This window comes from Sorangium sp. So ce131 (assembly GCF_051519095.1).
In the GTDB taxonomy this organism is placed as follows: Bacteria; Myxococcota_A; Polyangia; order Polyangiales; family Polyangiaceae; genus Sorangium.
Genome location: NZ_CP150455.1, coordinates 224,097 through 250,679, shown reverse-complemented (window position 1 = coordinate 250,679; position 26,583 = coordinate 224,097). Strand labels below are relative to the sequence as shown.

Below are 26,583 nucleotides of genomic sequence, written 5' to 3'. Positions count from 1 at the left end.
GGCTAGAGCACCGGGGTGCCCGGCGCGGCGTCATCGACCGAGATCGTGCGGACCCGGTCGCCCACCTCGGCGGTGAGCAGCATGCCCTCGGACACGAGGCCTTTGCCGAAATCGCGCGGGTGCAGGTTGCAGACGACGACGACCCGCTTTCCGACGAGCTCCTCCGGGGAGTAGCTCGCCGCGATCCCGGAGATGATGCGCCGGGGCGCGCCGTCGCCGGTGTCGACGCGCAGGTCGAGCAGGCGGTCCTTCTTCTTGACGCGCTCGGCGCTCGTGACCACGCCGATCCGGAGGTCCAGCTTGGCGAAATCGTCGAACGGCACGCTGGGCTTGCCCTCGCGCGCCTTCGGGGCGGCGGGCGCCCCGGCGCCGCCCTCCGGCGCGGGCGCGGCGCTCGCCTCGCGCGCCTTGGCCGCCTCGGGGCCCGGCGCCTTGGCGTGAGGCGCGGCGCTCGCGTCGGCGTCCGGCGGCGGCGGCGCGAAGCGGGCGATCAGCTCCGCCTCCTTCTCCTTCTCGAGGCGCGGGAAGATGGGCGCGCCCTTGCGGAGCGGCTCGCCGGCCTTGCGGGCGGGCGGGATCCACGGCCACTCGTCGCGGCCCACCGCGGGCGCTATCGGGTAGAGGCCGAGCTGATCGCGCATCCTGTCCGCCACGACGGGCAACACGGGGGAGATCATGACGCTGACGCCCTCGAGCACCTCGAGCAGGGTGGCGACGATGGTCGCGAGGCGCTTCGGGTCCGACTTCTTGGCCACCCAGGGCGCGGCCTTGTCGATGTAGACGTTCGCCGCGGCGATCACCGTCCAGATCGCGTCGAGCGCGCGCGTCGGCTGGGCCGCGTCGAACGCCGCGGCCGCGGCCGCCGCGCCCTGCCGGTGCGCGGCGGCGAGCTCCTCCTCGAGCGGGCCCGGGTCGCCCTTCTCGGGGACCTCGCTGGCGAACGGGAGCACCCGGTTCAGCAGGTTGCCGAGCGCGTTGCCGAGCTCGGTGCCGTACCGCGCCAGCACGTCCTGGATGCTGAAGTCGCCGTCGTGCCCGAACGAGATCGCGCGCATCAGGCAATAACGCACGACGTCGACGCCGATGGGCCGCGGCGGCGCGCCCTCGGCGGCGCCCTGGCCGCCCGGAAGGGCGGCCCGCGCCGCCTCCGAGAGCGCCTCGGCGAGCGCGACGGGGCTTATGGTGTTGCGCAGCGATTTCGACATCTTCTGGCCGCCGTACGTGAGGAAGCCGTGGGCGAAGATCTGCCGCGGCAGCTGGTCCCAGCCGTACCCCGCCGAGAGCAGGAACGCGGGCCAGTACACGGCGTGGAACCGGAGGATGTCCTTGCCCATGAGGTGCACGTCCGCGGGCCAGAAGCGCGTGTTGTCCTCGGGCTCCGCGAGCGCCGTCATGTAGTTCGCCAGCGCGTCGAACCAGACGTACATGACGTGCTTCGGATCGCCGGGGACGGGGATGCCCCACTGGAACGTGGTGCGGGAGACCGAGAGATCCTGGAGCCCCTCGCGCACGAAGCTCGTCACCTCGTTCAATCGGCTCGCAGGCTGCACGAAGGACGGGTTCTTGCCGTAGTGCTCGAGCAGCGCGTCTCCGTACTTCGAGAGGCGAAAGAAATAGCTCTCCTCCTTGACGCTCTCGACGGGTTTGTTGTGCAGCGGGCAGACGTTGCCGGGCTGCTGGAGGTCCTTCTCGGTATAGTAGGCCTCGCACCCGACGCAGTAGAGCCCCTCGTAGTGGCCGAGGTAGATGTCGCCGCGCGCCTGGATGCGGCGCCAGAGCTCCTGGACGCCCTTCTTGTGGCGAGGCTCGCTCGTGCGGATGAAGTCGTCCGGGGCGCAGCCGAGCCGCGGCCACATCGCCCGGAACGTCGCGGAGAGCTCGTCGGCGTGGGCGAGCGGGTCCATGCCGCGCGCCTCGGCGGCGCGCTGGATCTTCAGGCCGTGCTCGTCGGTGCCGGTGAGCATGCGGCTCTCCTGGCCACGCAGCCGGTGGTAACGGCACAGCACGTCCGCGGCGATCGTCGTGTAGGCGGTGCCGAGGTGCGGGGAATCGTTGATGTAATAAATGGGCGTGGTGACGTAGAAGCGGCTCGCCATGGGAGCGCTGTCATATCATGAACGCTCGGCCGCGGGCGCGCAGGCGAGGGGCGCCAGGCCTAGAGAGGACGCCCGGCCCCGCCCGCGCCCACCGGGAACCGGAGCACGACCCTGGCCCCGCGCTCGCGCCCGTCCTCCAGCTGGATGGATCCGCCGAAGGTCTTCATCCGGTTCGCGGAGAAGTGCAGCCCGAGGCCGGTCGCGCCCTGCTTGGTCGTGAACCCGTAATGGAACACCTGCACCCGCAGGTCCTCGGGGACCCCCGGCCCGCTGTCCTCGACCGCGCAGAGCACCTCGGCCCCGTCCTGCCACGCCGAGATCTCGATCCAGGGCTCGCGCCGGCCCGAGGAGGCGGCGGCGGACCGCGCGTTGTCGAGGAGATTGTAGAGGATCGTCAGGACATCATGGCGGTTCGCCACGATGTCCTCGACGGGCCTCAGATCGACGCAGACGGCGACGTTGTCGGCCACGAGGGCCGCGCCGTGCGCGTGCAGCGCCTCCCGGACGACCTCGTGCAAGGAGAGCCGCTCCGTGTGGTAGGCGTTCCGGTAAGCATATTTCTCCTGCGCGCGGATCGCGTCGCGGATGACGCCGAGGTGCTCGCGGAGGCCCTCGATGTCCTGGGCGGCGACCTCCTGCTCCTGCTCGAGCGCGCCGAGCGCGAGCTCGACGTAGCGGCGCAGGTTCTCGCGGCGCGCCTCGGCCGCCGGATCGGCGGTGGCGGCCGGGGCCTGGAGCAGCTCGGCGAGGGCCGTCTTCAGGCGCGGCAGCCTCGATTTCCCGACGCGATCCCGCATCAGCTCCACGGCGATCCCGGCGCTGTTCAGCGTGTTGCCCACGCTGTGGAGCACGTCCATCGCGACCTGGGCCATGCCGGAGTGCCGCGCGATCTCGGCCTGCTCGGCGCCGAGCCGCTGGTACGACTGGTAGAGCCGCACCATCGAGCGCACGCGCGCGAGCAGCTCCCGCGGCGAGAACGGCTTCACCAGGTACTCGTCGGCGCCGCCGTCGAGCCCCGCCGCGACCGACTCGTCGTCGGCGCGCGCGGTGACGAGGATGATCGGGATGTGGCGGAGCACGGGGTGCGCCTTGAGCCACGCGGCGAGCTCGACGCCGGACAGGAGCGGCATCATGACGTCCGAGACGACGACGTGCGGCGGCGACCGCGCGATCAGCCGCTGCGCCTCCAGGCCGTTCGCCGCCTCGAGCAGGCGGTAGCTCGGGGCGAGCAGCGAGCGCAGGAGCTTGCGCATGTCGGCGTTGTCGTCGACGAGGAGCAGCAGCGGCCGCTGCGCCTCCGCGCCCGGCAGCGCCGGGGACGGGGCCGCGCCCGGCGGCGCGCTCGGCCGGCCGGCCGGGCGCGGCGTGGGGGGCGCGCCCGGAGGCGGCGGGGGCGCGTCGGGCCCGGGCGCGACCTCGCCGCCGGGCGCCTCCGGGGGCGGCAACGCGCGCAGCCAGCGCTGCGTCTGCGCGCCGCTGCGGGCGCCGCCCCGGGTCGCCTCGGAGGCCTCCGCGCCGCCGCCGATCCCCCGCGGCAAGCGCACGTGGACCGCCGTCCCGCGGCCGAGCTCGCTGGCGATCGCGACCGAGCCGCCCATCAGCTCCGCGAACTGCTTGACCAGCGAGAGCCCGAGCCCCGTGCCCTCGTACCTGCGCTTCGCCGAGCTGTCGACCTGCATGAACTTCGAGAACAGCTTGTCGATCTGCTCCGCCGGGATGCCGATCCCCTCGTCGCGCACGCTGAGCTCGAACCACGCGTCGCCCTGCGCGCGGAGCGCGACCTCGACGCGCCCGCCGGGGTGGGAGAACTTCAGCGCGTTGCTGATGAGGTTGAGCAGGATGCGCTCGTACTTGTAGCGGTCGAGGGAGACGACGCCGAGCGCGTCGCCGGCCAGGATCAGGGTGCGGCCGTGGGCGGCCGCGCTCGGCCCGACGTCGGCCAGCATCCGCTCGGTGAACCGATTAATGTCGGTCGGCTCGAGGCTCACCTCCATCCGCCCGGCGTCCGCCTTGGAGAAATCGAGGAGGTCGTTCACCACGTTGAGCAGCCGCGCCGTGTTGCGGCGGATGAGCTCCAGCTCCTCGCGCACGTCGCCCGGGAGGGAGCCGTGCTGGGCCTCGAGGAGGCGCTCCAGCGGCGACAGGATCAAGGTGAGCGGCGTGCGCAGCTCGTGGCTCACCGTGGCGAGGAAGTCGCCCTTGGCGCGGTTCGCCTGCTCGGCCTCGTCCTTCGCGCGGGCGAGCGCGAGCTCGGTGAGCTTGCGCTGGGTGATGTCCGTCCACGCGCCGAGGATGCCGAACACCTCGCCGTTCTCGTCCTTGAGCGGGACCTTGCACGTGAGCAGGGTCTTTTGGCTGCCGTCCGCCTGGCGCTGCGTCTCCTCGATGTTCAGCATCGGCTCGCCCGAGGCCATCACGGCCTTGTCGATCGCGATGTAATGGTCCGCCTCCTCCTTGGTCCAGGGCAGGTCGTAGTCGGTGAGGCCGACGATGTCGTCCGGGTGGCTCAGCCCTGCGCACCGGGCGTTCAGCTCGTTCGTCCCGATGTAAACGCAGTTCCTGTCCTTCCACCACATGCTGTAGGGGAACGTCGAGACGATGTGCCGCAAGAGCTGCTCTTTCTGCGACTCTCGCAGCACGGGGGGCGTGCGCTTTCGTTCTTTCGGGTCCGACATCACCAGCTCACGGTCGCGCGCGGGCGCGGGCGCGGGCGCGGCGAGAGCCCTCGACGCGGGCCCCGGGAGGGCGGCGCCGCCGCGCCTGCGCCCGGAGGGCGGCGCGAGCGCCGTGGTCCTTGGCCGCGGCGGCAGCGGCCTCGCAGGAGCCCCCGGCGCCTCCGCGAGCTGCCAGGCAGGGACTCGAGCGCCATTGACGTCTTATCCCACACCGCGGCTGTCACGCAACACGCCGGACGTTGAGGAGAGCGTGCTGGTGTGGTCCATTGTAGCAATTCGGATCACAAATCACGCGCGACGCGCGACGCGCGACGCGCGCTGCGTCGCTGCCCGGAGAGCGCTCGAGCAACGGCGCGGCGGGACAGGGAGACGCGTTATGAAGCGCTTAAGTCGATCCAGCCCACTGGCAAGGTTGACAGCGGGAGGGAACCGGAGTGTGCGATGTGGGTCTCGAGGAGGACACGTGATCTGATGTCCAGCGCTGCTGTGCTGCTCGCCGGCGCGTGGCTGCGCTGCGGCGGCGAGGACGGCGGCCAGCGTGCCGCGCGCCTCCCGCCGGCCCGGGGAGCCCGCGGCGCTGCGCGGCCGCGCCGTGTGCTCCTTGGCACGGCCCCCGCATATCCCCTCGCCGCCGCCCGCGGCATCCGCTGCGGGGAACGCTGCGAGGACCCATGAGCCAGAGATCCGATCAGACCATCCAGGTGAAACCGCTTGCAGGGCACATCGGCGCCGAGATCCTCGGCGCCGACATCGCCGGGCCGCTCTCGGACGAATCCGTGGCGACCATCCGCGCGGCGCTGCTCAAGTGGAAGGTCGTCTTCTTCCGCGACCAGAAGCTCGGCCACTCCGAGCAGATCGCCTTCGCCGCGCGCTTCGGCGAGGTGACCTACGCGCACCCGCACGAGGACGAGCCGTTCGACGAGTACCCGGAGATCCTCGCGATCGACAGCCGCCGCTACGACCGCCGCTACGGCAGGCGCTTCAGCTACGAGAACCGCTGGCATACCGACGTCACCGCCGCCGTGAACCCGCCGGCGGCCTCGATCCTGCGGGCGCATATCCTGCCGCCCTACGGCGGCGACACGACCTGGACCAACCTCGTCGCCGCCTACGAGGGCCTGTCCGCGCCGCTGCGCGCGCTGGTCGACGGGCTGCGCGCCGAGCACCGCTTCGGGCTGCGGTTCGCCCCGCAGGACCAGGACAGCCCCTACCTGCGCAAGGTGCGCGAGAACCCGCTGATCTCGGTCCACCCGGTGGTGCGTGTCCACCCCGAGACCGGCGAGCGCGCGCTGTTCGTCAGCCCCGGCTTCACCAGCCACATCGTCGGCCTGTCGCCGCGCGAGAGCAGCGCGATCCTCGATCTGCTCTTCGAGCAGATCAGCCGCCCGACCTACACCGTGCGCTTCCGGTGGGAGCCGGGCAGCGTCGCCTTCTGGGACAACCGCGCCACCGCGCACCTCGGCCCGCAGGACCTCAACCACCTCGACGTCGAGCGCGTCCTCTACCGGGTGACGCTGACCGGCGACATCCCGGTCGGGGTCGACGGCGTCCGCTCCGAGATCATCGCGGGCGAGGCCTTCGGCAAGAAGGTCCCGAGCCGGCTCAAGCCCGTGCGCCAGGACAAGGCGCCCGAGGCCGAGGTGCAGGCCTGATCGCCGCGCGCAGCCCGTCGGCTCGGTAGCTCGGCCGCAAAGCAGCCTCCGTGGCACGGACGCTGCTTTGCGGCCCGGTCATGTCCAGCTCCACGCCCATCGCTGAGGGCAACGCCCCGAAGCCCATCCACACCGACGACGCCGGCCTCATCGCGGGCGCGGTCACGATCCCCACGCCGGCCGGCGACATCCCGGGCTACCGCGCCCATCCGGCCGCTTCCGGGCCATTCCCGCTCGTGCTGGTGATCCAGGAGATCTTCGGCGTACACGAGCACATCCGCGACGTGGTCCGCCGCTTCGCGAAGCGCGGCTACTACGCGATCGCGGCCGAGCTGTTCGTGCGCCAGGGCGACCCGAGCCGCCTCGGGACCATCGACGAGTTCCGGGCGCTCGCCGGCCGCGTGCCCGACAAGCAGGTGCTCTCGGACCTCGACGCGAGCGTGTCCTTCGCGGTCGCCTCCGGGAAGGCCGACGCCGGCAAGGTCGCGGCGGTGGGCTTCTGCTGGGGTGGGCGCATCACCTGGCTTTACGCCGCGCACAACCCCTCGTTGAAGGCGGGGGTCGCCTGGTACGGCCGCCTCACCGGCGACCGCACCGAGGCGCAGCCGCGGCACCCCATCGACGTCGCGGGCGCGCTGCGCGCGCCGGTGCTGGGGCTGTATGCCGGGCAGGACCAGGGGATCCCCCTCGCGACGGTCGATGAGCTGCAAGCCGCGCTGCGGGCCGCCCGCGAGGCGGGCAGCGACGGGACGGCGGCCGCGCGATCGGAGATCCGGGTTTACCCGGATGTCCCGCACGCATTCTATGCGGACTACCGGCCGAGCTACCGGGCCGAGGCGGCCGCCGATGCGTGGCAGCGCCAGCTCGACTGGCTCGCTCAGCACGGCGTCGCCTGAGGGGCCGTCCCTCCCTCGCCCCTGCCTCCCTCGCGCCTGCCTCCCTCGCCCCGCCCTCTCGCTCCCCTCCCCTCGGTCTCCCGCGGCTCCGGCGGGTGCTGCTCCCGCAGCAAGCTGCGCCTCGGCTGCTACTCCGCGCGCACTCCTCACGCCTCCTCCACGCCTCCGGGCGCGGGCCATCGGCTACCCTGGCGCGATGAAGGCGAAGATCAGGGACACGGAGATCTACTTCGACGTGGAAGGCATGGGGCTCGTGCCCGACGGGCCGCGGATGCGCGAGAAGCCGGTGATGTTCGTGGTCCACGGCGGGCCGGGCGCCGATCACTCCTCGCACAAGGGCGGGATGACGCCGCTCGCCGACAGGGTGCAGCTCGTCTACTTCGATCATCGCGGGCAAGGGCGCTCGGCGCGCGGGGCCAAGGAGACATACACGCTCGAGAACAACGTCGAGGACATGGAGGCGCTGCGGGTGCACCTCGGGCTCGACCGGATCGTGGTCATGGGGACGTCCTATGGAGGGATGGTCTCCATGGCGTATGCGCTCAAGTACCAGAAGAACATCTCTCACCTCATCCTCGTGGCCACCGCGGCGAGCCACCGGCTCATCGAGCGGGCGAAGCAGATCGTGGCGGAGCGCGGCACGGAGCCGCAGAAGGAGGCGTGCAGGCGGCTCTGGGGCGGCGAGCTCACGAGCGACGCGCAGTTCGCCGAGTTCCTGGAGATCATGGGGCCGCTCTACTCGACCACCTTCGATCCGAAGAAGGCGGCCGAGGGTTCCGCGCGCGCGATCTACAACGTCGAGGCGTGGAACGTCGGGCTCTCGGGGTTCATGCGGAGCTTCGATTTCACGCCGCGGCTCCCCGAGATCGAGGTCCCGACGCTCGTGATCGGCGGCAGGCACGACTGGATCTGCCCGCCCGAGATGTCGGAGGAGATCGCGCGGCTGATCCCGGGGGCGGATCTACGGATCTTCGAGCGCAGCAGCCACTCGGTGAGGGCGGATGAGCCGCAAGCTCTGATCGATGCGATTGCCGGGTTCCTGGTCTACCGGCGGTAGTGTTCCCCGCCGGTCCGGCCAGGGCCCTTCCCTGCCCTCGTCAGCGAGGGCTGCACTGCACGACGCAGATGGCCGAGGCGCCCTTGGCGCGCGCGCTCGCCTCGCATGATCGCTTCGCCTGCTGCGACGCCATGAAGCGGTCTTTCCCGCTGCCGTTGCCGAACACCATCTGATAGTTGCAGGCGCCCGCGAAGCCGCAGACGCGCACGGACGCGCTCGCCGTGCACCACCAGGACGCCCCGCCCGTCGCGCCGGCGCTGCTGGGGCCCTGGTTCGAGGAGCCCTCGCTCGGGGAGGTGGGCGTCTGACCTCCACGCAGCGCGGGCGTCGGCGCCTCGCCCGCCTCGTCGTCGGCGGGCGACGGGGCATCGCCCGCGGGGTGCTCGCCGTTCGACGGATCAGCGCCCGCGAGCTCCCCGGTGTCCAGATCGGGGCGAAGCGGGGTGCTCGTCCGCAGGGGCGGCGCGGGCGAGGCGCCGCCCGTGGTCGACATGCCGGAGGGCACCGCCCCGGAGGGCACCGGCTCGACGACGGCGTCCTCCGGCGTCGCGCTCGCCACGAAGTACGCCACGCCGCCGAGGACGATGAGGCCGCCCACGCCGAGCATGAACATGCCGCCCACGACGAGGAGCACCACCACGAGCGGCGACACGCCCGGCTTCGGGCGATGCGGAGGGGGCGGCTGCGGGGGGTAGTAGTGAGGCGGCGGCTGCGGAGGATAGTGAGACGGCGGCTGCTGGGGGTAGTGAGGCGGCGGCTGCGGAGGGTGGTTAGGACGCCCTGGACCGAACATCCCGCAGTCGTAGCGCAATCGAGCCGCCCGCGCTGCGTGAGACAACCACCCACGCTGTCGGCGAATGACCCATCGTTCAACGGCAGACGGGCAGCGGCAGACGGGCAGCAGCAAACCGGCGGCAGACGGGCAGCAGCAAACCGACGACAGACGGGCTCGCTCGCGCGCCGGCGGGGCTGGCTACTGGAGGCCGGCTTTCTTCATCGCGGCGGGCATCCGCTGGAAGACGATGGCTCCGATCTTCTTGCCCACCTCGCCGCTGATCTCCGGCAGGAGCTTCGCGGACTTCCTTCCGACGGGGGTGCCGTAGAACTTGATGAGCTCCTTCAGCTCATCGGCGGTGAACTTCGTCGCATAGACCTCGACGTTCCACTGCACCACCTCGTCGTACGGCAGCACCTCGGTCACGACGGCCTTCAGCTTCCCGGCGTCCTTGGCCGAGATCTTCCCGCCCGCCTGCTGCATCGAGGCCACCACGTTGTTCGCCATCTGCTCGATGAGCGCGCCGTAGACCTCCTTCGGCATGATGAGGTGCGTGAGCTCCTGCGCGAGCTTCTTCTCGGCCTCCCCGGCGTGCGCGCTGCCGAGCGAGACGAGGGAGAACAGGGCCGCGAAGGCGAGCGAGACGATCCAGGAACGACGGATGGGGTTTCTCATGCGGCGCTTGTATCACGCACCGCAGCGCTCCGATGGCCCCGCCCACCACGAGCAAGGACGCGGCGCGCCCCGGCGCCGCCGGTCGTCGACGCGAGGCGAGGCGAGGCGACGGGTCACGCGGGCACGACCTCGTCGCCCACACGCACCGTGCCGGACCTGGTCTCGTGAATGTAGTTCTGGCCGAAATTTACATTCCCGGGCTTCTCGGGGTCGCGCCGGTACTTGGCGAGCGTGCGCAGGGGCTCCGGGCCGCGCTCCGCGGTCATCTGGTTGGTCGTGGTGACGGTGCAGCGCGCGCAGGGGCCGCCGGCGCGGATCACGAGCTCGCCCACGCGGACGCGTTCCCACCGGTCCTCGTCGAAGGCGGCGCAGCCGCTCACGACGAAGTTGGGGCGGAAGCGGTTCATCGGCAGCGCGGGTTCACCCCGGGCGACGAGGTGCTCGTTCAGGTCGGCGAGCGAGGCTTCGGAGATCACGAGCAAGGGGAACTCGTCCGCGAACGACACGAGCTCGCCAGGGCGCGCCGTCGAGGCCAGGACCGGGCGGCGGAACGACGCGCCGATGCGGACGAGCCGCGCCGGCTGCTCCAGGTAATCGCTGAGCCACTGCGCGGCCTCGTCGCCGCAGTCCTCGGCCGAGAGCCCGGTGCTGCTCCAGACCTCGACCGTGAGCAGGCGCGCGCCCTGCGCCGCGCGCGGAACGGAGATCGGCTCGCGGCCGGGGGCGCGGAGCGTCAGCGCGTCCTCGGACAGCTGCGTCTCGATGAGCGCCATGCGCGGCAGCGGGCGCTGGGTGAGGGGCTTGCCGTCGGGCTCGACGATCATGAACCGGCGATCGCCGACGAGGCCGAGATCATCGACGGCCGCCGCGTCGAGCGCGAGGCCGCGGCAACCTTTGACAGGGTAGATATGGATCGCGGAGATGCGCATTGCGCCGCTATACCACGCGCCGCCCGGCGCCGGTGAGCGGCGCACCTTCACGCCACGCCCTGTCCCTCCTCGATTCCGAGCACCTTCCACAGATCGAGCCCCTGCACGGCCGTGGCGTTCTGGCGCACCCAGTCGAGCAGCGCGGGGCGGAGGGCGCGCGCGATCTCCTCCTTGACCAGCCCCTCGACGACGGTCGGCTGAAGGCGCCGCGGATCGAGCGCGGCGGCGCCGCCGCCCGTGGTCAGGGCGGCGAAGAGCCGCACGATCGACTCGGCGCCTGCGGCCTTCCCGAGCGACCCGAGGGGATGGACGTCCTCGACCGCGATGTCCCCGCCCCGCCGGAAGACGAAGCGGCGGACGTCGGCCTGGTCGACTCCCGCCTTGCGGAGCACCGCAGAGGAGCAGTCGAGCTGGATGCGCTGCACGCGCGGCGCGGTCTCCAGCTCCGCCTGCGAGCCCTCGAGATCGACGCGGGCCTCGATCGTCGCGCCGGCGGGGATGCGGACGCCGTCCGGCCCCACCGCGGCCACGAGCTCCCCGAGGAGCTTCAGCCGGGCGGCGACGGTCGCGCCCCGCACGACCGCGCCGCCGGCGCCCTCGCCCTCGAGGTTCGCGAGCACCTGTCGCACCGTCAGGACGAGATCGGTATCACCCGTGGGGTCGTACGGCGGGATCGCGATGGGCGTCGAGGTGACGAGCCCGCGCAGGAAGGCGCGCGCCTCGTCCTCGGCCGAGCCCTTGCCGACCCGGACGAGCCCTCCCGTGTAGAAGACGTTCGTGGTCATGGCGCCGGAGCGGAAGTCGTACTCGACCTGCTGGAGCCCCATGTCGCCGAGCGGAGGCGGCAAGTCGATGACGAGGTAAGGATCGAAGGCGACCCGCAGCAGCGTCGGCGCGAGCGTCAGGCGGAGCGCCGTGGAGGCGCTCTTCTCCGAGGTGGAGAGGGTCGCCACGCCGGTGCGCTTCAGCGTCGTGCGCGCGGGGAGGTGGAGCGCGATCGAGACCGACTCGAGGTCGATCCACGTGGGGAGGAACCGCCAGGCCATTCGAGGAGCGTACACGGTCGCGGCGCCGCGAGGGACCGGGCCTATTGACCGGCCGCCCGCGGCGCGCCCATGATGTCCTACATGAACACAGCAGAATTCCTCGATGAGCTCGACAGCAAGGTCGGTGAGCGCCTTGCGCGCATCGGCAGCGCGGCCGTCGCGGCGGAGCCGCGGGGCGGCGTCGGCGTCCCGGAGCTGCTCTCGACGGCGCTCAAGAAGGAGCTCGAGGCGGTCGAGGAGGCTGCGCTCTGGCTCACCACGGAGACGGACGTCGAGGTGAAGCTCGCCCTCGCCCGCCAGTGCGGCGACGAGGCGAGGCATTACCGGCTCATCGCGGATCGTCTCCGCGCGCTCGGCGTCGATCCCGCGGCGATCGCGGCGAGGTTCGGCGCGCCCACGCCGATGTTCGGGTACTTGCGCGGGCTCGGCACGACGGTCGAGCGCGTCGCGGCGGGCCAGTTCACCCGCGAGGCGCTCGCGAAGGTGCACAACCAGGCGTTCATCGAGTATTGCGAGGCGCAGGGCGACGCCGAGACGGCGCGCCTCTACCGCGACGTCATCCAGCCTGACGAAGGGCATCACCACGAGATGGGGCGGCGGCTCCTCGAGCGGCTCGCGGTCACGGAGGAGGACCAGGCGCTCGCGCGCGCCGCGGCGGCGCGCACGCTGGAGATCGCCGAGGAGCTCCAGGAGATCGCGCGCATCAAGATGGGCATCTGCCGCGCGCCGGGCTGCTAGGCACGCGCCGGGCTGCTAGGCACGCGCCGGGCTGCTAGGCACGCGCCGGGCTGCTAGGCACGCGCCGGGCTACTAGGCACGCGCCGGGCTACTAGGCACGCGCCGGGCTGCCAGCCGCTGTCCGGCGCGCCCGGCTGCTAGTTCCGCCTGTCAGAAGTCTTGGCAGGGATCACGCCAAGAGAAGAGAGATTTCAACGCAAAGGCGCAAAGACGCAAAGACGCAAAAATACAGAGAGAATTCTGGGGTGCGCCTTTGCTTGGAACCTCTCGGGATCCCTGGCCAGACTTGTGATGCTCGAAACAAGGCGCTGTCCGACGAAGCTCCGTATCGATTCCATCTCGCGTCGGTCATCTTCTCCCCGTTGACAGCGAGCCCCTCGACGGCGTATCTCGAGAGATCGAGCATGGGCCTGGATTTGCTTGACGCCTTGCGCTGCCCCCGTCGGACCGACATGTGGTTCGTCGCTCGTGGACAAGGCATGCACTGTAGGGGGATCGGGTTGTCCGTGGGACTCGCGTCCCTGGCCTCGGCGTCCTGCTCGCCGGCGGAGATCGATCGCCCCGAGGATGCAGCCGTGGTGGAGGGGTCGCCCGTGACGGGACAGACCACCTCGGGACGGCCCCCGCTCCTGTCCCATGCCACGCGTGGAGGCGATCCCGCCGCAGGATCGAGCCTCACACAAGGGTACCGCGCGCAACCCACGATCCACGGATGAGGAGGGGTCTCATGAAGCAAATGGGGCGATGTTGGATGGCGGCCTTCGGGCTTGCGCTGATGACGGCGGCGTGCGGTTCGACCGGCACCTACGACGCCGGCTCGGAGGTCACGCTCATTCAGCGAGCGGAGATCCCGAAGAACGAATTCACGCCCGTGGAGCTCGAGGCGACGGTCGACGCCCTCGTCGCCAAGATCAACGAGAGCTCCCTCGAGCCGATGCAGATGGTGATCCTGCTGAAGAACCTCGGCCCCTTCTTCGCGCCGATCGCAACGGGCGCGAACCGCGCCATGGGCGAGCTCGGGGTCACGGGGAACGTGCTCGGGCCCAGCGACCAGACGGACGATCTCGCGAAGACGGTGGAGCTCCAGAATCAACAGATCGCGCAGGCGGCGGCGGACGGCGCCGAGGGGATCGGCATCTCGCCCTTCGGCGACGCCAACGCAGAAGAGCTCGATAAGGCGATCGCGAACGGCGCCCAGGTGGTGACGCTCGACAGCGACGTGGCGTCCTCGCAGCGCGCGATCTACGTCGGGGCCCTCAACAAGTCGGCCGGGACCACGGCGGGAGGGACCCTGCTCCCGATGCTGCCCCCGCCGCCAGGCACGGTGATGATCCACGGCAACGTCGGGGCGGACTGGGTCGACGGGTTCGAGCGCACGCAGGGCGCCAGGGAGGTGCTCGCGGCGGCCGGGTACACGGTCGTGGTGAGCCAGGCCGTCTTTTCCAGCGACTTCGAGCAGTTCGACGTCGACTGGATGAAGTCCCAGTTCGAGATGGCGGACCCGCCGGTCGTGGGCATGCTCGGCCTGTTCAACATCTCGTACCGGTGCGCGATGGTCACCGAGGCCGTGGGCAAGCCGGAGCTCCCCGTCGTCGCGTTCGACTTCGATCCGAAGACCGTCGAGTACATGCGCAACGGGCGCATCAGGGCCACGCACACGCAGCGGCAGTACTACGAGGGGTACCTCGTGCCCTACATGCTCTACGGCATCAAGACCATCGGCCTCGAGGCGACCAAGGAGGTCCTCGCCCGGCAGATGGTCGACGGCGACCTGTTCAACGTCGGCCTCGACGTGGTCCCGGCGGACAAGATCGACGCCTACAACACCTTCCTCGACTCGATCGGGGCCAACTAGCTCCGGCGCGGATCAACGCGCGGATTGCGCCTCGATCCAGCCGCGGAAGAGGCGGGACTCGCCCGCAGGGAAGAAGGCGGTGGGCGGCACCTCGGCGTGGTAGCGCCGGAACGCGGCGCTGAACGCCGCCGGATCGCGGTCGAACCACGCCTCGGCCTCGGGCGACCCGCGCAGGAGCCGCTCGAAGCGGAGCCGCGCGACGAGCAGCGCCGACATCCGCACGCCGTCCTCGTCCGCCGCGAGCAGCGACCGCCGGAGCGCGGGCGGCAGCGCCGGATCCCCGGCCGCAGCGCGCAGCGCGGCCACGGGGTCCTCGGCGGTCATCGCGCGCGCCACGAGCGCCTCGTACCTCGCGTGCGCCTGCGCCCCGGTCAGCCGCGCCGGCCGCGCCGGCGCGGGCTCCGCCACCTTTCCGCGGGCCGCGCGCTCCGCCGCCTTTCCGCGGGCCGCGCGCTCCCCTGCCTTTCCGCGGGCGGCGCGCGTCACCTGCGCCCCCCGCGCCGGCCGAGCACGCGCCGCGCCCGGCGCAGCTCCTCCCGCAGGGCGGCCGCGTCGTCCGCGCCCTGCACCGTGCCCTCCATGCGCTCCAGGGTCACCCCGCGCAGGTTCGGGCAGCGCGGCGCGACCTCTTCCAGGAGGCGCCACACCGGCTCGGGCACCACGTCGTCGTGGCCGTCGAGCCGCAGCACCCGGCCCGAGGGCAGCCAGCCCGGCTCACTCGCGCTGCCGCCGGAGAGGTGGATCTCGATCACCCGGGCGAGATCGAGCCGCGCCACGTACTCCGCCGGATCGAAGCCGAAGTTCTGCGCCATGGTGTAGACGTTGTGCAGGTCGAGCAGGAGGTGCGTCCGCGGGGCCCGCAGGATGCGCCCGAGGAAGCGCGGCTCGTCCAGCGGATCGCCGAGCACGAAGTAGCTGACGCTGTTCTCGACGCCGACGTCCTCCACGACGGCCTGCATCGCCCGGAGCGCGCGCCGGGCGACGGCAGCGCTGTGCGCGCTCATGGGCAGCGGGAGCGGCAGCCCGGCGGCCAGCCCGGCAGGCGCGCTGACCCCGAGGTGATCGGTGTACCAGCGGAACCGGAAGATCGCGTGATCGCGCCGGAGGGCCGCGAGCCAGCGCGCGCGCCGCCCCGCGTCCGCGGCCGCGGCGCCGCCGAGCGACCAGCCCACGCCGTGCGCCACGAACGGCCGGTCCGACCGGCGCGCGAGCTCGGCGAAGCGGCGGTGAAAGCCGTTCTCCTGGAGATCGGCCTCGGCGGCGTCCGGCACGCGCCAGAGCGTCTCGGGCGCGACCTCGTAGTAGTCGGCGTCGCGCAGGATCACCTCGGCGAGCAGGTCGAGGAACGCCGCGTCAGGCTGGAGCGTGAGGCCGACCGGGATCAACGCGTGAGGTTCCCGTGCTCGTTGATCGAGAAGAAGTAGAGAAAGCGCCGGGACTTGGTGGGCACATGCCCCATGCCGCAGCCCATGATCAGGTTCTCCTCGACGCCCTCCACGTCGGTCCCGCAGCCGCTGGCGTTCGCCCAGTGCGCGCCCGCAGGCGGCTTCTTCACGAGCCGCGCGCGCACGCTCGCCGCCCGGGCCTCCACGTCGCGCGCGTCGTCGCCGAGGCCCTTCCGGAGCAGCGCTCCGAGCGCGTCGATCCGTCGCGCCGCGAGCTGGTCCTGTTCCTTCAGCTCCTCCTCCCAGCCCCCGGCCGCGAGGCCGCGGCGCGTCCAGTCGTAACGCGGGAGCGCGGCGTCGAGCTGCGTCGCGGCGGCGGGCACCTTGTCTGTCTTGACCACCACGAGGAGCGGCTCCCCGTCGCCGGCGCCGGGCACGAGCTTCTTCAGGTCGGCCATGGTCGCGCACACGACCTCGACACCCGCGAGCGGGGCGAGGTCCCTGTCCGCGCCGAAGTTGAGCAGCTCGCCGAAGTCCTGGCCGCGCCGGTGCTTGGCCGTGTCGTCGGCGGGGATCACGAAGACGACCAGGTCCCTCCTCGCCTGCCGGGCGCGGCGGAACGCGGCCGAGACCTGGGCCAGCGACCCCGAGGCGGCCGCCGGTTTGCCCTTCATGTCGCACGCGGCGCCGTCGCCGAACGCGTCGCGGATGAACGCGGGCCACGCGGTCGCCGCGAGCCCTGCTGCAGTCGCTCCCAGGAAATGCCTGCGGTTCATGGTCACTCCTCGCCGGCGCGCTTGCCGCCGTTCCCGAACAACTCGCTTTCAGGCTCGCCGCGTGGCGAGGGCTCGGGGGCGAGCGGCGCGAAATCCGCCCAGCCTGGGTGGACCAGCTTGTCCTCGTCGCGGCCCAGCACGATCGGCGCCCCCTCGGCGGCTCGCAGCGTCACGTGATCCCCCGCGGCCGAGTACTTGCCGGTCGCGAGCACCTCGCCGGTGCAACGGTCCTCGATCGTGAAGCCCCCGGACGCGTCGAGGAGCAGCGTCCGCAGCTCCGCGGTGTAGAGGCCGACCAGCTCCGCCTCCGCGCCGCCCGGCTCCGGCGCGCCGGGATCACCGCGCCCGGCGGCCCCGGACAGGCCGGCGAGCGCGTCGAGGGCTGCCTGCGAGGCCGAGGGCGCGAGCGCGGCGCCATCGCGGAGATCGCGCGGCGTTTCGGGCAGGGCCTCGATCACGCCCCCGGGCGGATCGAGGAAGGATCCGCGCTCGAGCAGGTCGGGCGCGGTGAGCGTCCAGAAGCCGTCCCGCCGCGTGGTGATCTCGCCGTCGACGAGCGCCGCGAGCGCCGCCGCGGCCGCATCGCTGGCGCGCAGCGTGAGGCGGTCGTCGCGCGCCTCCTCGCCCACCGCGAGCCAGCGGATCTCGCCCTCGGCGCCGCGCACGTGCGCGAGCATGCCCCCGCGCAGATCGAGCGGTCGTGTGTGCCCCGCGCTGCGCAGCAGGGCCGACTCCTGCACATCGAGCGCGACCGGCAGGACCGGCGCGCCCTGCCAGCCGTCGCTCACGATCGTCCAGTGGGCGCGCGCCGCGGGATCGAGCAGCACGTAGGCGGTCTCGTCGGGAGCGCCGGTCGGCTGGGCGCACCCGGCGGAGAGCAGCGCCGGGCACAGGAGGGAGAACGCAAGGAAGAGACCACGAGGTCGGTCCATCGGGGGAACCTCCGCGAGGTGAGACGCACGACCGCGGAGAAAGTTCCTCCTCGGCGGGGTCGAGCGCGGAGTTCAGTCCGTCGAATTTTCTGTTTCTGGCGGATACGCGCCCAAAGGTATTGTCAACCGTGGGTTGTACCGGTTGACAGCAGCGGTTGGCGTCGGCGGTTCGCCGCTTCCCGTTGCCGAGCCGGTCGCGACGAGGGAGGTACCGGCCCTTCGCCACCCGCTCAACGCGGTGGTGCGGGCGCTCCGCGGTCGAGCGCCCGCGCCGTGTCGCTACGTCAGGACAGGAACCCCAGCCACAGACCCCAGCGGCCGCCCTCGGACCGGCATTCGTAGTCGTCCGCGCCGCCCGGGTTGTTGGGCCATAGGTAGAGCTGAGCGGCGGCCTCGCACTGGGCCCGGCTGTTGTACGTGCTGTGCAGGTACCAGAAGTCCGCCGCCGCGAAGGCGGCCTGGCTGCCGGTGTCCACGCTGGCGGATGCCGCTCCGGCCACGCCCGTCGCGAGGCCCAGACCGACCACCATCGCGACACCTAACGAAAGCAAGCGCTTGCCTCTGCTCAATGGAGCCTCCCTTTGGTTGGAACCGGCTGGAGCCGTAGCAACAGGCATACCAGTCGATGGATCGAGGCGCTGAGGGCAAGGGAAAGGCCATACGATACGAGCTCGACCCAGTTGTCCCAGGGCCCGCTCGGCGCCATCGAGACAACGCGCCTGACCGGCTTATCACGCCCGGCCTCGTGCGCCGCCCTGCGAGCAGATTTCTGGTAGCAGACCCACAGGATGGTAAGCTACCTTAATGGCAGCTCCCAGCGCTTTTGAGGTCGTCGTACCAGACTCCATCTGGGTCACCGAACGTCCGGTATGGTTCGGCGGCGTTCGCCTACGATCGAGGACTACCGTCGTTCGACTATCGGGTGATGCCCTCTGGGTCCATAGCCCTTGCACGCCCACCGACGATGTATGCGCGGCGCTCGACGCGCTCGGCGAGGTGCGTTGGATCGTCGTGCCCAACCGGTTCCATCACCTACAAACTCCAGCTACTGCCGCTCGATACCCGAACGCGCTCGTCGTCGGACCACGGTCTGCCCAGTCGCGCAACCCGCGCGTCCGCTTGACCATGGGCACGGACGACCCCGCGTATATCCGCTCTACCCCTGAGCTAACCTCTATTCAACTAAGGGGCGTTCCTTTTCTTGACGAGACAGTCTTCTTCCACCCGGCCAGCGGCTCCCTGATCGCTGCCGATCTACTCATATCCGCCTGCGCACACGACCACTGGACTTGGCGGATTGCAGCCCGCATCTGGGGGCGCTACGGAAAAGTCAGGACGCCCCCTGACGTCCGAGTGTATGCTCGTGCGAGCACGGCGGTGGCTGAGTCACTCGCGCAGATGCGCGCGCTGCCGCTCCAGCGGATTCTCGTGGCCCATGCCGATCCGATCACGGATCGACCCGTTCAACAGCTCGCCGAAGCCTGGGACTTCGCTATTCCTTCCCGCCCGGGGCAGTCCAGCGCCACGTTCTAAAGTAACAAACGGGTTGAAGCAGCCTGAAACGAGCAGAATTCGAAGCGCCAAGGACGCCAAGGCGCCAAGGACGCCAAGAAGAAGAGAATACCTCGACGTCCTTGGCGCCTTGGCATCCTTGGCTCCCCGCGCGCGTCCTCGACCTGCGCCGGTCGCCCCCGGTGTCGTACCCAGGAAGCGACTGTTTCGCGCGTGGCACTGGTTTTGCCTGAGGGCGTTCGCCCGATCCATCGGGCGAGGAGGCTTTGGACTATGCGCAAGCTGTGGGCGGCTGCAGTGATGACGGCGGCGGCGCTGATGACAGCGCCACGACCCGCTGAGGCGTGCGGCGGATTCTTCTGCGGACGACAGCCGGTGGACCAGACCGCGGAGCGGATCTTGTTCGCCACGAACGAGGACGGCTCGGTCACGATGGTGACGCAGATCCAGTATGCGGGCGCGGCGCCGGACTTCGCCTGGGTGGTCCCGCTCGCCGAGGTGCCGGCGGCGGACAGCCTTGCTGTGTTCCCGCAGCTCGCGCTCACCGCCCTCGACGCGGCGACCGGCCCGCAGTTCCAGTGGCCCGACGACCCGAGCTGCTACCCCGCGTTCGACGCCGCGGAGGCCGGGGGCTCGCCCTCCGCGGGCGGCGTGGACGACGGCGGGGTCACCGTGCACATCCGGGAAGAGGTCGGGCCGTACGACGTGGCCGTGATCGAGTCGACCGATCCCGCGGCGCTCGTCGACTGGCTTCGCCGCAACGGCTTCCGCGTCAACGACGCGATGGCGCCGTACATCCGCATCTATACGAGCGAAGGGATGAAGTTCCTCGCGCTGCGGCTCCAGCCGGACGCCGAGGTCAGCGACATCCAGCCGTTCCGCTTCACGCTCCCGTCGGGGTCGCCGTCGATTCCGATCCGGCTGACGGCGATCGCGGCCGAGCCGGAGATGGGCATCACCGTGATGATCCTCGGCGACCGGCGTTATGGGCCGGCCAACTGGCCGGACGTCGAGATCGACGACGACCAGATCGTCTGGAGGCCGTACGGGTGGCCGATGCAGACGAACTGGACGGCGCTCGTCGCGCGCGGCGTCGACGAGGCCGGCGGCCGCGGCTTCGTCACGGAGATGAGCGGGCCGACGACCGACATCGCCGAGCAGGTCCGCAACACGATGAGCTCGGACGAGGAGCAGATCGCCGCGCGCGACGCGCTGCTGCCGCTCCTGGAGGGCAACGCGACCATCACCCGGCTCTATACCCGCCTGTCGCCCGAGGAGATGACCGTCGATCCGATCTTCCGGCGCACCGACGGTCCCGCGGTGTCGAACGTCCGCGTGCTCCCGCGCTACGTCGACGGCCGCGACCTGTGCGAGAGCGCTCCGGGCGCCGAGTCTGCCGCCGCGTCGCCGTGCGACTTCGCGGCGTGCGGCGCAGGCGGCCTGTGCCGCGTCGTCGCGGTCGCAGACGGCGCCCAGCCGGTGGCCGCCTGCGCGTGTGTTCCCGGGACGACCGCGCGCACCACGTTCGATCCGTCGGGTCAGCCGACGGTGACCTGCCAGGACCTCCGCATGTCGTTCCTCAACCCGGGTGACCGGGCGCTCCCCGACGCGCCGCCGCTCGCCGACCCTTGCGCGACGTTCGATTGCGGCCCGAACGGCGAGTGCGTGCCCATGAACATGACGCCGACCTGCCGCTGTTCGACCGGTTATGTGGCGGTAGGCTCCATCGCCGACGACGGCAGCCGGGAGACGACCTGCGTGCTTCCCGGCGAGCCCGTCCCCACGTCCTTCTACAACGGGCGCGTCCCGGACCTGCCCGATTCGCTGCCGGGTGGCCGACCGGTCGATGTGCCGCCGCCCGCCCTCGAGGCCACCTCTGGAGGCTGCAACGCCGCCGCCCATGCTGGCAGCGCCGGGGGCCTCGGCGGCGTGCTGCTCGGGCTGCTGTTTGCCGTGCGCCGCCGCCGGCGCTCCTAGGGGGTCGACGCCGTGGCCCGTTCGACCTCCGCCGCCGGCCTCGTCGTGCTCCTCGCGCTCGCTCCTGGCTGCGCCGGCGGGGGCGAGCCGCCGGCGCAGGGCATCGCCGAGCTCGGCACCGGCGAGTGGCAGTTCGAGCCGCTGGCCGACGGCCAGGAGGTCGAGCTCGCCCACGGCGCGCAGGGCGGCTGGCACGTATGGACCAGCGTCCGGACGCTCGGCCTGGAGCCCGAGGGCGCCCTGCTCGAGGTCACGGCGACCGTGATCGACGACCCCTCGTCGGCGACGACCAGCCGGGGGAGGATCGAGCTCACAGAGCTCGAGGACGGCCGGTGCGAGTTCATCGGATGGCCGACCGTGATCGGTGAGCCAGCTTGTGCCATCGGCCATACCCTCCGGATCAGGGGGGTGGTGACCGACGCGCGAGGCACGGTTGCGACCGGCGAGCGGCTGGTGCGCCCCCGATGGAACAGCGACGAGGCATGTGCTGAGCGGCCGTAGGGGTCTCGCAGGCTGCGGGGTGAACGCGGCCCCTTCGAACCACGGATACGTTGTCGATACAGCGTCCCTTCTCCGCTAGGCACGTGCGAAGTACGTGCCGTTCTCGAGGTCGGCGAGCAAGCCCGCCTGCTCGGGCTTCCAGCCGAACCGCGCCTGCGTGAGCGCGCTCGACGCGGGCGTGTCGACCGCGAAGAACGCGCCGAGCCAGCCGAAGTGCTCCTTGGGGGCCGGCTCGACCGGCAGGCCGAGCTTGCGGCCGATCACGCCGGCGATGTCGCGGGTCGGGATCCCCTCGTCGCCGATCGCGTGGAGCCGCGCGCCGGCCGGCGCCTTCTCGAGCGCGAGGACGAACAGCCGCGCGGCGTCGAGCCGATGCACCGCGGGCCACCGGTTCTCGCCGTCACCGATGTACCCGGCGCGCCCGGTCTTGCGCGCGATCTCGATCAGCATCGGGACGAACCCGTGGTCGCCATCGCCGTGGACGGACGGCGGCAGCCGCAGCGAGGACACGCGCACGCCGCGGCTCGCGAACGAGAGGGCGAGCTGCTCGGAGGCGGCCCGCAGGCCGCCGGTCGACGCGTCGGGCGCCTCGTCCTCCGTGACGACGCGGCCCAGCCCGAAACGCGCGATGCCGGAGGCGATGACGAGCGGGCGCCCGGAGCCCGCGAGCGCGCTGCCGAGCGCCTCGATCGCGCCGCGGTCCTTCGCGCAGTTGCCGGCGTAGTCGTTGAAGTCGTCGTGGGAGAAGGCGCAGTGGATCACCCCGTCGCAGGCGGCGGCGCCGCGGCGCAGGGTATCGAGATCCGTGAGCTCGCCGCGGTGCACGTCGACGCCGGCGGCGGCGAGCTTCTCGGCGGACGAATCCGAGCGCGCGAGGCCGATCACGCGGTGCCCGGCGCGGACGAGCTCGGGGACGACGGCGGAGCCGATGAAGCCGCTGGCTCCCGTGAGGAAGACACGCATAGAAACCTCCTTGGTTCGCGATCCACCATGGCACCGGCGCGGCGCGCGCGAAATACACGGCCGTCTCCAGTTCTTGCCCGATCGTCCACGCGGGGCTAGTCTGCCGCCGTGATCCCCGGGCGCGACCAGCTGAAGGACCTCATCGCGCGTTGGTGCCCCGGCGACGGCGTGCACGCCTCGCCGGTGCCCGGAATTTCTTGCATCAAAATCTCGCGCACGCAGCAACGCGCGAAGCAGCACTGGCGCGCGTCGTTCTGCGTCGTCGTGCAGGGCACGAAGGAGATCCTGCTCGAGGGGCAGGTCTATCGCGAGCGCGAGCCGCACTACATCGTCAGCCCGATCGACCTGCCGGTGACGAGCCGGGTCGTGGGCGTATCGCCGACGCAGCCGCTTTTGTGCCTGAAGATGGACTTCGATGCGGTCGCGTTGCGCGAGGTCGCGGCGCAGCTCGACCACGCGCGGCCGGACGACGTCGAGCCCCCGGGGCGCGCGCTCTTCATCGGCAAGGCGAGCGACCGTATGCTCGACGCCGCGATCCGGCTGGGCGCGCTGCTCGACGCGCCCGACGATGCGACGGTGCTCGCGCCGCTCGTGAGGAAGGAGCTGATCTTTCACCTGCTGAAAGGCCCTGACGGCCCGGCGATCCGCCAGCTCGTGCGCGCGGGCAGCCAGGCGCACCGCATCGCCGAGGCGGTCTATCAGCTGCAGGCATCACTCGACGAGGACGTCGACATCGCCGCGCTCGCGCGCGCCGCAGGGATGAGCCGGGCGGCGTTCTTCAAGCGGTTCAAGGAGGCCACCGCGATGAGCCCGCTGCAGTACCAGAAGCGCCTGCGCCTGCTCGAGGCGCGCCGCCTGATGGTCGAAGAGGGCGTGGGCGCCGAGGTCTCGGCGTTCCGCGTCGGCTACAGGAGCGCGTCGCAGTTCAGCCGCGAGTACTCGCGCATGTTCGGCAACTCGCCGCTGCGCGATACCCGCGCGCTGAAGCAGACGTCCTCGGTGGTCCAGGACATGTAACCCGACCGCGTCGCGCCGATGACGCCGGATGCCGCGGACGTGCAGCCAGCTACGTCAGGAAAGACATCATGATCTACACATTCCCAACCTATGTTCCCGGCATTGCGGCGGCTATCGCGGTCCTCGCAGCGTCGATCGGCGCGCTCCTGCTGTGGAGGCGCAAGCCGCCGATCGTCGCCCTGATCGCATTCGGGGTCTCCGCGCTAGCGGGCGGCATCGTCGCGCCGACGCTGGCGAGGGATCGAGTTGTCCTCGACGATCAGAAGCTGGAGCAGCGTACAGGCCTCTGGTTCGCGCCGACCGTGAAGGGATTTCGTCTCGCCGACGTCGCATCCGTCACGATCGGCTCCGCCAGGGATAGAAAGAACCGCGAGTACGAGGTGTGGATTGTGAAGACGAGGAGCGGCGAAGCGCGGCAGATTGACCCTGGTGACCTCTGGGAGATGAACGGTCAGGATATCATCCAGCGCCTGAGAGACAGAGGGATCGAAGTCAGGCGATGAGGACCCCCGGCGGGTCACCGGGCGGCGAGTCAGCCAGAACAGATTGAAGTTGCTGGTGGGTGGAGGGGCCGGCCTCCAGCGGGGGGCGGGGTGATGTTCGCCATGAAGGACACGGCTGCTACCGCGGACTTCGACCGCCCTTTCTGGTGCGGGAGGTTCCCTTCACCGCGCCCGACGTACCGGCGGCGCGCCGCCACTCGCCCGGCGACTTCCCGGTCTTCTCGCGGAAGAGCCTCGCGAAGTGCTGCGGGTGCTCGAAGCCGAGCGCATAGGCGACCTCGCTCGCGCTCGCGTCGGACGCGAGGAGCCGCGCTTTCGCCGCTTCGATCACGGCGCGATGGATGTGAGCGCGCGCGCTCGTGCCCGTCTCCGCGCGGAGCAGATCGCTCAGGTAGTCCGGCGAGTAGCCGAGCGCGCGCGCGCACGATCCAACGGTGGGGAGCCCCCGGCCCGGCTGCGCCGCCGACGCGAGGTGCTCGTCGAGGTGGCGATCGAGCCGCTCCGCCACGACCCCGCCGGCCTTCGCGCGGACCTCGAACTGGCGTGCGTACGCGCGCTGGCAGTACGTGAGGAGGAGCTGGAGCTGCGCCGTGAGCACGACCGGCGCGAACGGGTCGGGCGGAACGGAGGACTCGAGCTCGATCTGCCGCACGAGGCCCGTGAACGCCGTCCGCTCTGCGTCCGTGAGGTGCAGCGCCTCGCGCGTCGCGTAGCCGAAGAACCGGTACTGGTGCATGGCGGCCGCGAGCGGGCCGTCCCGCAGCAGGTCGGGGTGGAAGACCACCGTCCAGCCCTCGCCCTCGTGCGTCGGCTCGCTCTGTCCGCCGATCGGCGTGATGGTCTGGCCCGGCGACGCAAAGACGATGATGCCCGCCTGTCCGTCGTGGACCTGGCGCCCGAACTCGGCGTGGCATTCGTCGCCGCGCTTGAGGCTCAGGACGTAGAGCCCCGACTCGATCGCGCGCCCGAGGATCGGCACCGCAATGCGCAGCGGCTCCTGCCAGGACGCCGCGATGACGGAGAGCAGCGGGTGCGCGGGCGGCGGACGACCTATGAGCCCGTGGATCTGCGCGATCGACGCGAGTCGGAGCGCTCCGAGCGTGCTCACGCGAATGAGGTATCACGCGCCCACGTCGATCACAACGTTGCCCCGCTTGCGGCCCGTCTCGACATACCGATGCGCGTCCGCGATGGCCTCGAGCGGGTAGCGGCGGTCGATGACGGGCCGGAGCGCGCCCCGGGCGACGAGCTCCGAGACCACGGGGAGCGCCGCCTTCTTGTCGACCGACAGGCCGAACACGAGCTTCCTGCTCCCGAACGCCCGGCTCCACGCGTCGCGCAGGTAGAGCTCGGGGCCCCCGACCGTGACGAGGAATCGGCCCCCACGCGAGAGGCAGCGCAGCGCGCGCGAGAACGAGCTCGCGCCGACGGTGTCGAAGACGACGTCGTACGTGTCCGCGCGCGCCGCGTAGTCCTCGCGTGTGTAGTCGACGACATGGTGCGCGCCGAGCGAGCGCACGAGGTCGGCGTTCTTTCCGCTGCAGACCGCCGTCACCTCCGCGCCGACGTGCCGCGCCAGCTGCACCGCGGCCGTGCCGATGCTCCCCGACGCGCCGACGACGGCGATGCGCTCGCCAGGGCGGAGCCGCGCCCGGTCCCGGAGGAAGTAGAGCGCGGTGGTGGGGCCGTCGACGAGCGAGCACGCCTCTTCGTGGCTCAGGCCTTCGGGTGCGTGCGCGATCGACCCGTGCTCGGGGAGGCAGACGTACTCCGCGTATCCACCGGCCGCGAAGCCGGTGAAGCCGAACACACGGTCGCCCGGGCGGAACCGCGTGACGCGCCGGCCGACGCGCTCCACCGTGCCGGCGATCTCGATCCCGAGGACCCGGAAGCGCCGCCGCGGCCGGAAGAGGCCGAGCACGATCCGCGCCGTGAGCGTGTCGCCGCGCCGCATCATCTGGCACGCCGCCGTCGCCGTGGTCGCCCGAATCGCGATGCGCACGTCGTGTTCCCTCGGCTCGGGCGCGGGGATCGCGCGCACCTCGAGCACCTCGGGAGAGCCGTACCGTTCGTAGACCGCCGCCTTCATGTACATGCGAAGCAGCGTAAGGATGCAGCCCGTGCGCCCGAAAGCATCGGATCCGGGAACGTCGGACCATTTTCCCGGAATCGACGCAGCGCCGGAGGCCGGCGCTGCGATCCAGGACCGGAAGACCCGAACCGGCGCCGGCCGCCGCTTCACCGCAGGTGGCGCGCCGCGATCTCGAGGCAACGGTGGATGAGGCCCGGCGTCAGCGCCGAGGCGCCCACGTCGAGCGGCTCGTCCCGCGCGAGCTGCCGCGCGGAGATGCTGTTCCTGTATTTCTACCACTGGCCTGGTGTTCAAATTTATTTGCTCATGTTAACCGGTTCAGTTAATTTCTTTTTCGCAACGACCACGCGGCGAACTGCAACCATCCCGACGTCGCCTCCCACCGCACGTCGTGATGGACAGCGCGGTCTTGCGCTTAGCGTCAATGTCTTATGCCGTACAAGGAGTCGACATGAACTTGGGGGTAAGCCGACCGAGACAGAAGCCATGGGCCGGGATCGTGGGCCTATGCGGTGCAATGCTGCTTCCTGG

The 26,583-nt window shown here is 71.2% G+C and carries 24 protein-coding genes; 10 read left to right on the top strand and 14 right to left on the bottom strand.

Features of this window, described 5'->3' with window-relative positions; translation table 11 throughout:
• Positions 1 to 2: 2 nt before the first annotated feature.
• Complete coding sequence (metG, locus tag WMF43_RS00975; protein WP_437676739.1) at positions 3 to 2,096, bottom strand: methionine--tRNA ligase; 2,094 nt, start codon at positions 2,094 to 2,096, stop codon at positions 3 to 5.
• Between the two features lie 59 nt (positions 2,097 to 2,155).
• A complete protein-coding gene (locus WMF43_RS00970) occupies positions 2,156 to 4,771 on the bottom strand; it encodes an ATP-binding protein (RefSeq protein WP_437676737.1) in 2,616 nt (871 codons plus the stop codon).
• A gap of 671 nt (positions 4,772 to 5,442) precedes the next feature.
• On the opposite strand from WMF43_RS00970, the gene WMF43_RS00965 reads away from it, so the two are divergent.
• The 3 genes from WMF43_RS00965 to WMF43_RS00955 all read left to right on the top strand — a co-directional run bounded on the left by WMF43_RS00965 (position 5,443) and on the right by WMF43_RS00955 (position 8,376).
• A complete protein-coding gene (locus WMF43_RS00965; protein WP_437676735.1) occupies positions 5,443 to 6,423 on the top strand; it encodes a TauD/TfdA dioxygenase family protein in 981 nt (326 codons plus the stop codon).
• Between the two features lie 80 nt (positions 6,424 to 6,503).
• The gene (locus tag WMF43_RS00960) at positions 6,504 to 7,319 is read left to right on the top strand and encodes a dienelactone hydrolase family protein (RefSeq protein WP_437676733.1); all 816 of its coding nucleotides are present in this window, start codon (positions 6,504 to 6,506) and stop codon (positions 7,317 to 7,319) included.
• 196 nt (positions 7,320 to 7,515) lie between these two features.
• Positions 7,516 to 8,376 (top strand): alpha/beta fold hydrolase, encoded by an 861-nt coding sequence (locus WMF43_RS00955; RefSeq protein WP_437676732.1) that lies wholly within the window; start codon positions 7,516 to 7,518, stop codon positions 8,374 to 8,376.
• A gap of 40 nt (positions 8,377 to 8,416) precedes the next feature.
• Here the strand turns inward: WMF43_RS00955 and WMF43_RS00950 are convergent, their stop codons facing one another.
• The 4 genes from WMF43_RS00950 to WMF43_RS00935 form a co-directional block, all read right to left on the bottom strand.
• The gene (locus WMF43_RS00950; RefSeq protein ID WP_437676730.1) at positions 8,417 to 9,028 is read right to left on the bottom strand and encodes a hypothetical protein; all 612 of its coding nucleotides are present in this window, start codon (positions 9,026 to 9,028) and stop codon (positions 8,417 to 8,419) included.
• 321 nt (positions 9,029 to 9,349) lie between these two features.
• Complete coding sequence (locus WMF43_RS00945; protein WP_437676729.1) at positions 9,350 to 9,826, bottom strand: DUF2059 domain-containing protein; 477 nt, start codon at positions 9,824 to 9,826, stop codon at positions 9,350 to 9,352.
• Between the two features lie 113 nt (positions 9,827 to 9,939).
• A complete protein-coding gene (locus WMF43_RS00940; protein ID WP_437676728.1) occupies positions 9,940 to 10,755 on the bottom strand; it encodes an MOSC domain-containing protein in 816 nt (271 codons plus the stop codon).
• Positions 10,756 to 10,802: 47 nt separating this feature from the next.
• Positions 10,803 to 11,801, bottom strand: a complete 999-nt coding sequence (locus WMF43_RS00935) for a hypothetical protein (protein ID WP_437676726.1) — start codon at positions 11,799 to 11,801, stop codon at positions 10,803 to 10,805.
• A gap of 81 nt (positions 11,802 to 11,882) precedes the next feature.
• On the opposite strand from WMF43_RS00935, the gene WMF43_RS00930 reads away from it, so the two are divergent.
• The gene (locus WMF43_RS00930; RefSeq protein ID WP_437676724.1) at positions 11,883 to 12,539 is read left to right on the top strand and encodes a ferritin-like domain-containing protein; all 657 of its coding nucleotides are present in this window, start codon (positions 11,883 to 11,885) and stop codon (positions 12,537 to 12,539) included.
• A gap of 727 nt (positions 12,540 to 13,266) precedes the next feature.
• Positions 13,267 to 14,394 (top strand): substrate-binding domain-containing protein, encoded by a 1,128-nt coding sequence (locus WMF43_RS00925; RefSeq protein ID WP_437676723.1) that lies wholly within the window; start codon positions 13,267 to 13,269, stop codon positions 14,392 to 14,394.
• Positions 14,395 to 14,406: 12 nt separating this feature from the next.
• Here the strand turns inward: WMF43_RS00925 and WMF43_RS00920 are convergent, their stop codons facing one another.
• From WMF43_RS00920 to WMF43_RS00900, 5 genes are all read right to left on the bottom strand, one after another.
• Positions 14,407 to 14,802: a hypothetical protein gene (locus WMF43_RS00920; RefSeq protein WP_437676721.1), complete on the bottom strand. Its 396-nt coding sequence runs from the start codon at positions 14,800 to 14,802 to the stop codon at positions 14,407 to 14,409.
• 74 nt (positions 14,803 to 14,876) lie between these two features.
• Positions 14,877 to 15,779 carry a DUF692 domain-containing protein gene (locus WMF43_RS00915; RefSeq protein WP_437676719.1) on the bottom strand — a complete coding sequence of 301 codons (903 nt, stop codon included), beginning with the start codon at positions 15,777 to 15,779 and terminating at the stop codon, positions 14,877 to 14,879.
• Entirely contained in the window at positions 15,776 to 16,555 is a 780-nt protein-coding gene (locus WMF43_RS00910; RefSeq protein WP_437676718.1) for a hypothetical protein, read from the bottom strand. Before WMF43_RS00910 ends, WMF43_RS00915 begins: the two co-directional genes overlap by 4 nt.
• A gap of 2 nt (positions 16,556 to 16,557) precedes the next feature.
• Positions 16,558 to 17,487, bottom strand: coding sequence for a hypothetical protein (locus WMF43_RS00905; protein WP_437676716.1), 930 nt, complete (start codon positions 17,485 to 17,487; stop codon positions 16,558 to 16,560).
• A gap of 284 nt (positions 17,488 to 17,771) precedes the next feature.
• Positions 17,772 to 18,038, bottom strand: coding sequence for a hypothetical protein (locus WMF43_RS00900; RefSeq protein ID WP_437676715.1), 267 nt, complete (start codon positions 18,036 to 18,038; stop codon positions 17,772 to 17,774).
• A gap of 253 nt (positions 18,039 to 18,291) precedes the next feature.
• On the opposite strand from WMF43_RS00900, the gene WMF43_RS00895 reads away from it, so the two are divergent.
• The 3 genes from WMF43_RS00895 (at position 18,292) to WMF43_RS00885 (ending at position 21,477) form a co-directional block, all read left to right on the top strand.
• Positions 18,292 to 19,020 (top strand): DUF4336 domain-containing protein, encoded by a 729-nt coding sequence (locus WMF43_RS00895; RefSeq protein ID WP_437676713.1) that lies wholly within the window; start codon positions 18,292 to 18,294, stop codon positions 19,018 to 19,020.
• Between the two features lie 252 nt (positions 19,021 to 19,272).
• Positions 19,273 to 20,976: a DUF2330 domain-containing protein gene (locus WMF43_RS00890; protein ID WP_437676711.1), complete on the top strand. Its 1,704-nt coding sequence runs from the start codon at positions 19,273 to 19,275 to the stop codon at positions 20,974 to 20,976.
• 12 nt (positions 20,977 to 20,988) lie between these two features.
• Positions 20,989 to 21,477 carry a hypothetical protein gene (locus WMF43_RS00885; RefSeq protein WP_437676709.1) on the top strand — a complete coding sequence of 163 codons (489 nt, stop codon included), beginning with the start codon at positions 20,989 to 20,991 and terminating at the stop codon, positions 21,475 to 21,477.
• 75 nt (positions 21,478 to 21,552) lie between these two features.
• On the opposite strand, the gene WMF43_RS00880 is transcribed toward WMF43_RS00885, so the two are convergent.
• A complete protein-coding gene (locus tag WMF43_RS00880; RefSeq protein WP_437676708.1) occupies positions 21,553 to 22,440 on the bottom strand; it encodes an SDR family oxidoreductase in 888 nt (295 codons plus the stop codon).
• A gap of 108 nt (positions 22,441 to 22,548) precedes the next feature.
• On the opposite strand from WMF43_RS00880, the gene WMF43_RS00875 reads away from it, so the two are divergent.
• Positions 22,549 to 23,457, top strand: a complete 909-nt coding sequence (locus WMF43_RS00875) for an AraC family transcriptional regulator N-terminal domain-containing protein (protein WP_437676706.1) — start codon at positions 22,549 to 22,551, stop codon at positions 23,455 to 23,457.
• Between the two features lie 68 nt (positions 23,458 to 23,525).
• The gene (locus WMF43_RS00870) at positions 23,526 to 23,960 is read left to right on the top strand and encodes a hypothetical protein (RefSeq protein ID WP_437676704.1); all 435 of its coding nucleotides are present in this window, start codon (positions 23,526 to 23,528) and stop codon (positions 23,958 to 23,960) included.
• A gap of 118 nt (positions 23,961 to 24,078) precedes the next feature.
• Here WMF43_RS00870 and WMF43_RS00865 read toward each other — a convergent pair whose 3' ends face one another.
• Together WMF43_RS00865 and WMF43_RS00860 are read right to left on the bottom strand one after the other, a co-directional pair.
• Entirely contained in the window at positions 24,079 to 25,068 is a 990-nt protein-coding gene (locus WMF43_RS00865; protein WP_437676702.1) for a helix-turn-helix domain-containing protein, read from the bottom strand.
• 12 nt (positions 25,069 to 25,080) lie between these two features.
• The gene (locus WMF43_RS00860) at positions 25,081 to 26,055 is read right to left on the bottom strand and encodes an NAD(P)-dependent alcohol dehydrogenase (RefSeq protein ID WP_437676700.1); all 975 of its coding nucleotides are present in this window, start codon (positions 26,053 to 26,055) and stop codon (positions 25,081 to 25,083) included.
• Between the last annotated feature and the right edge of the window lie 528 nt (positions 26,056 to 26,583).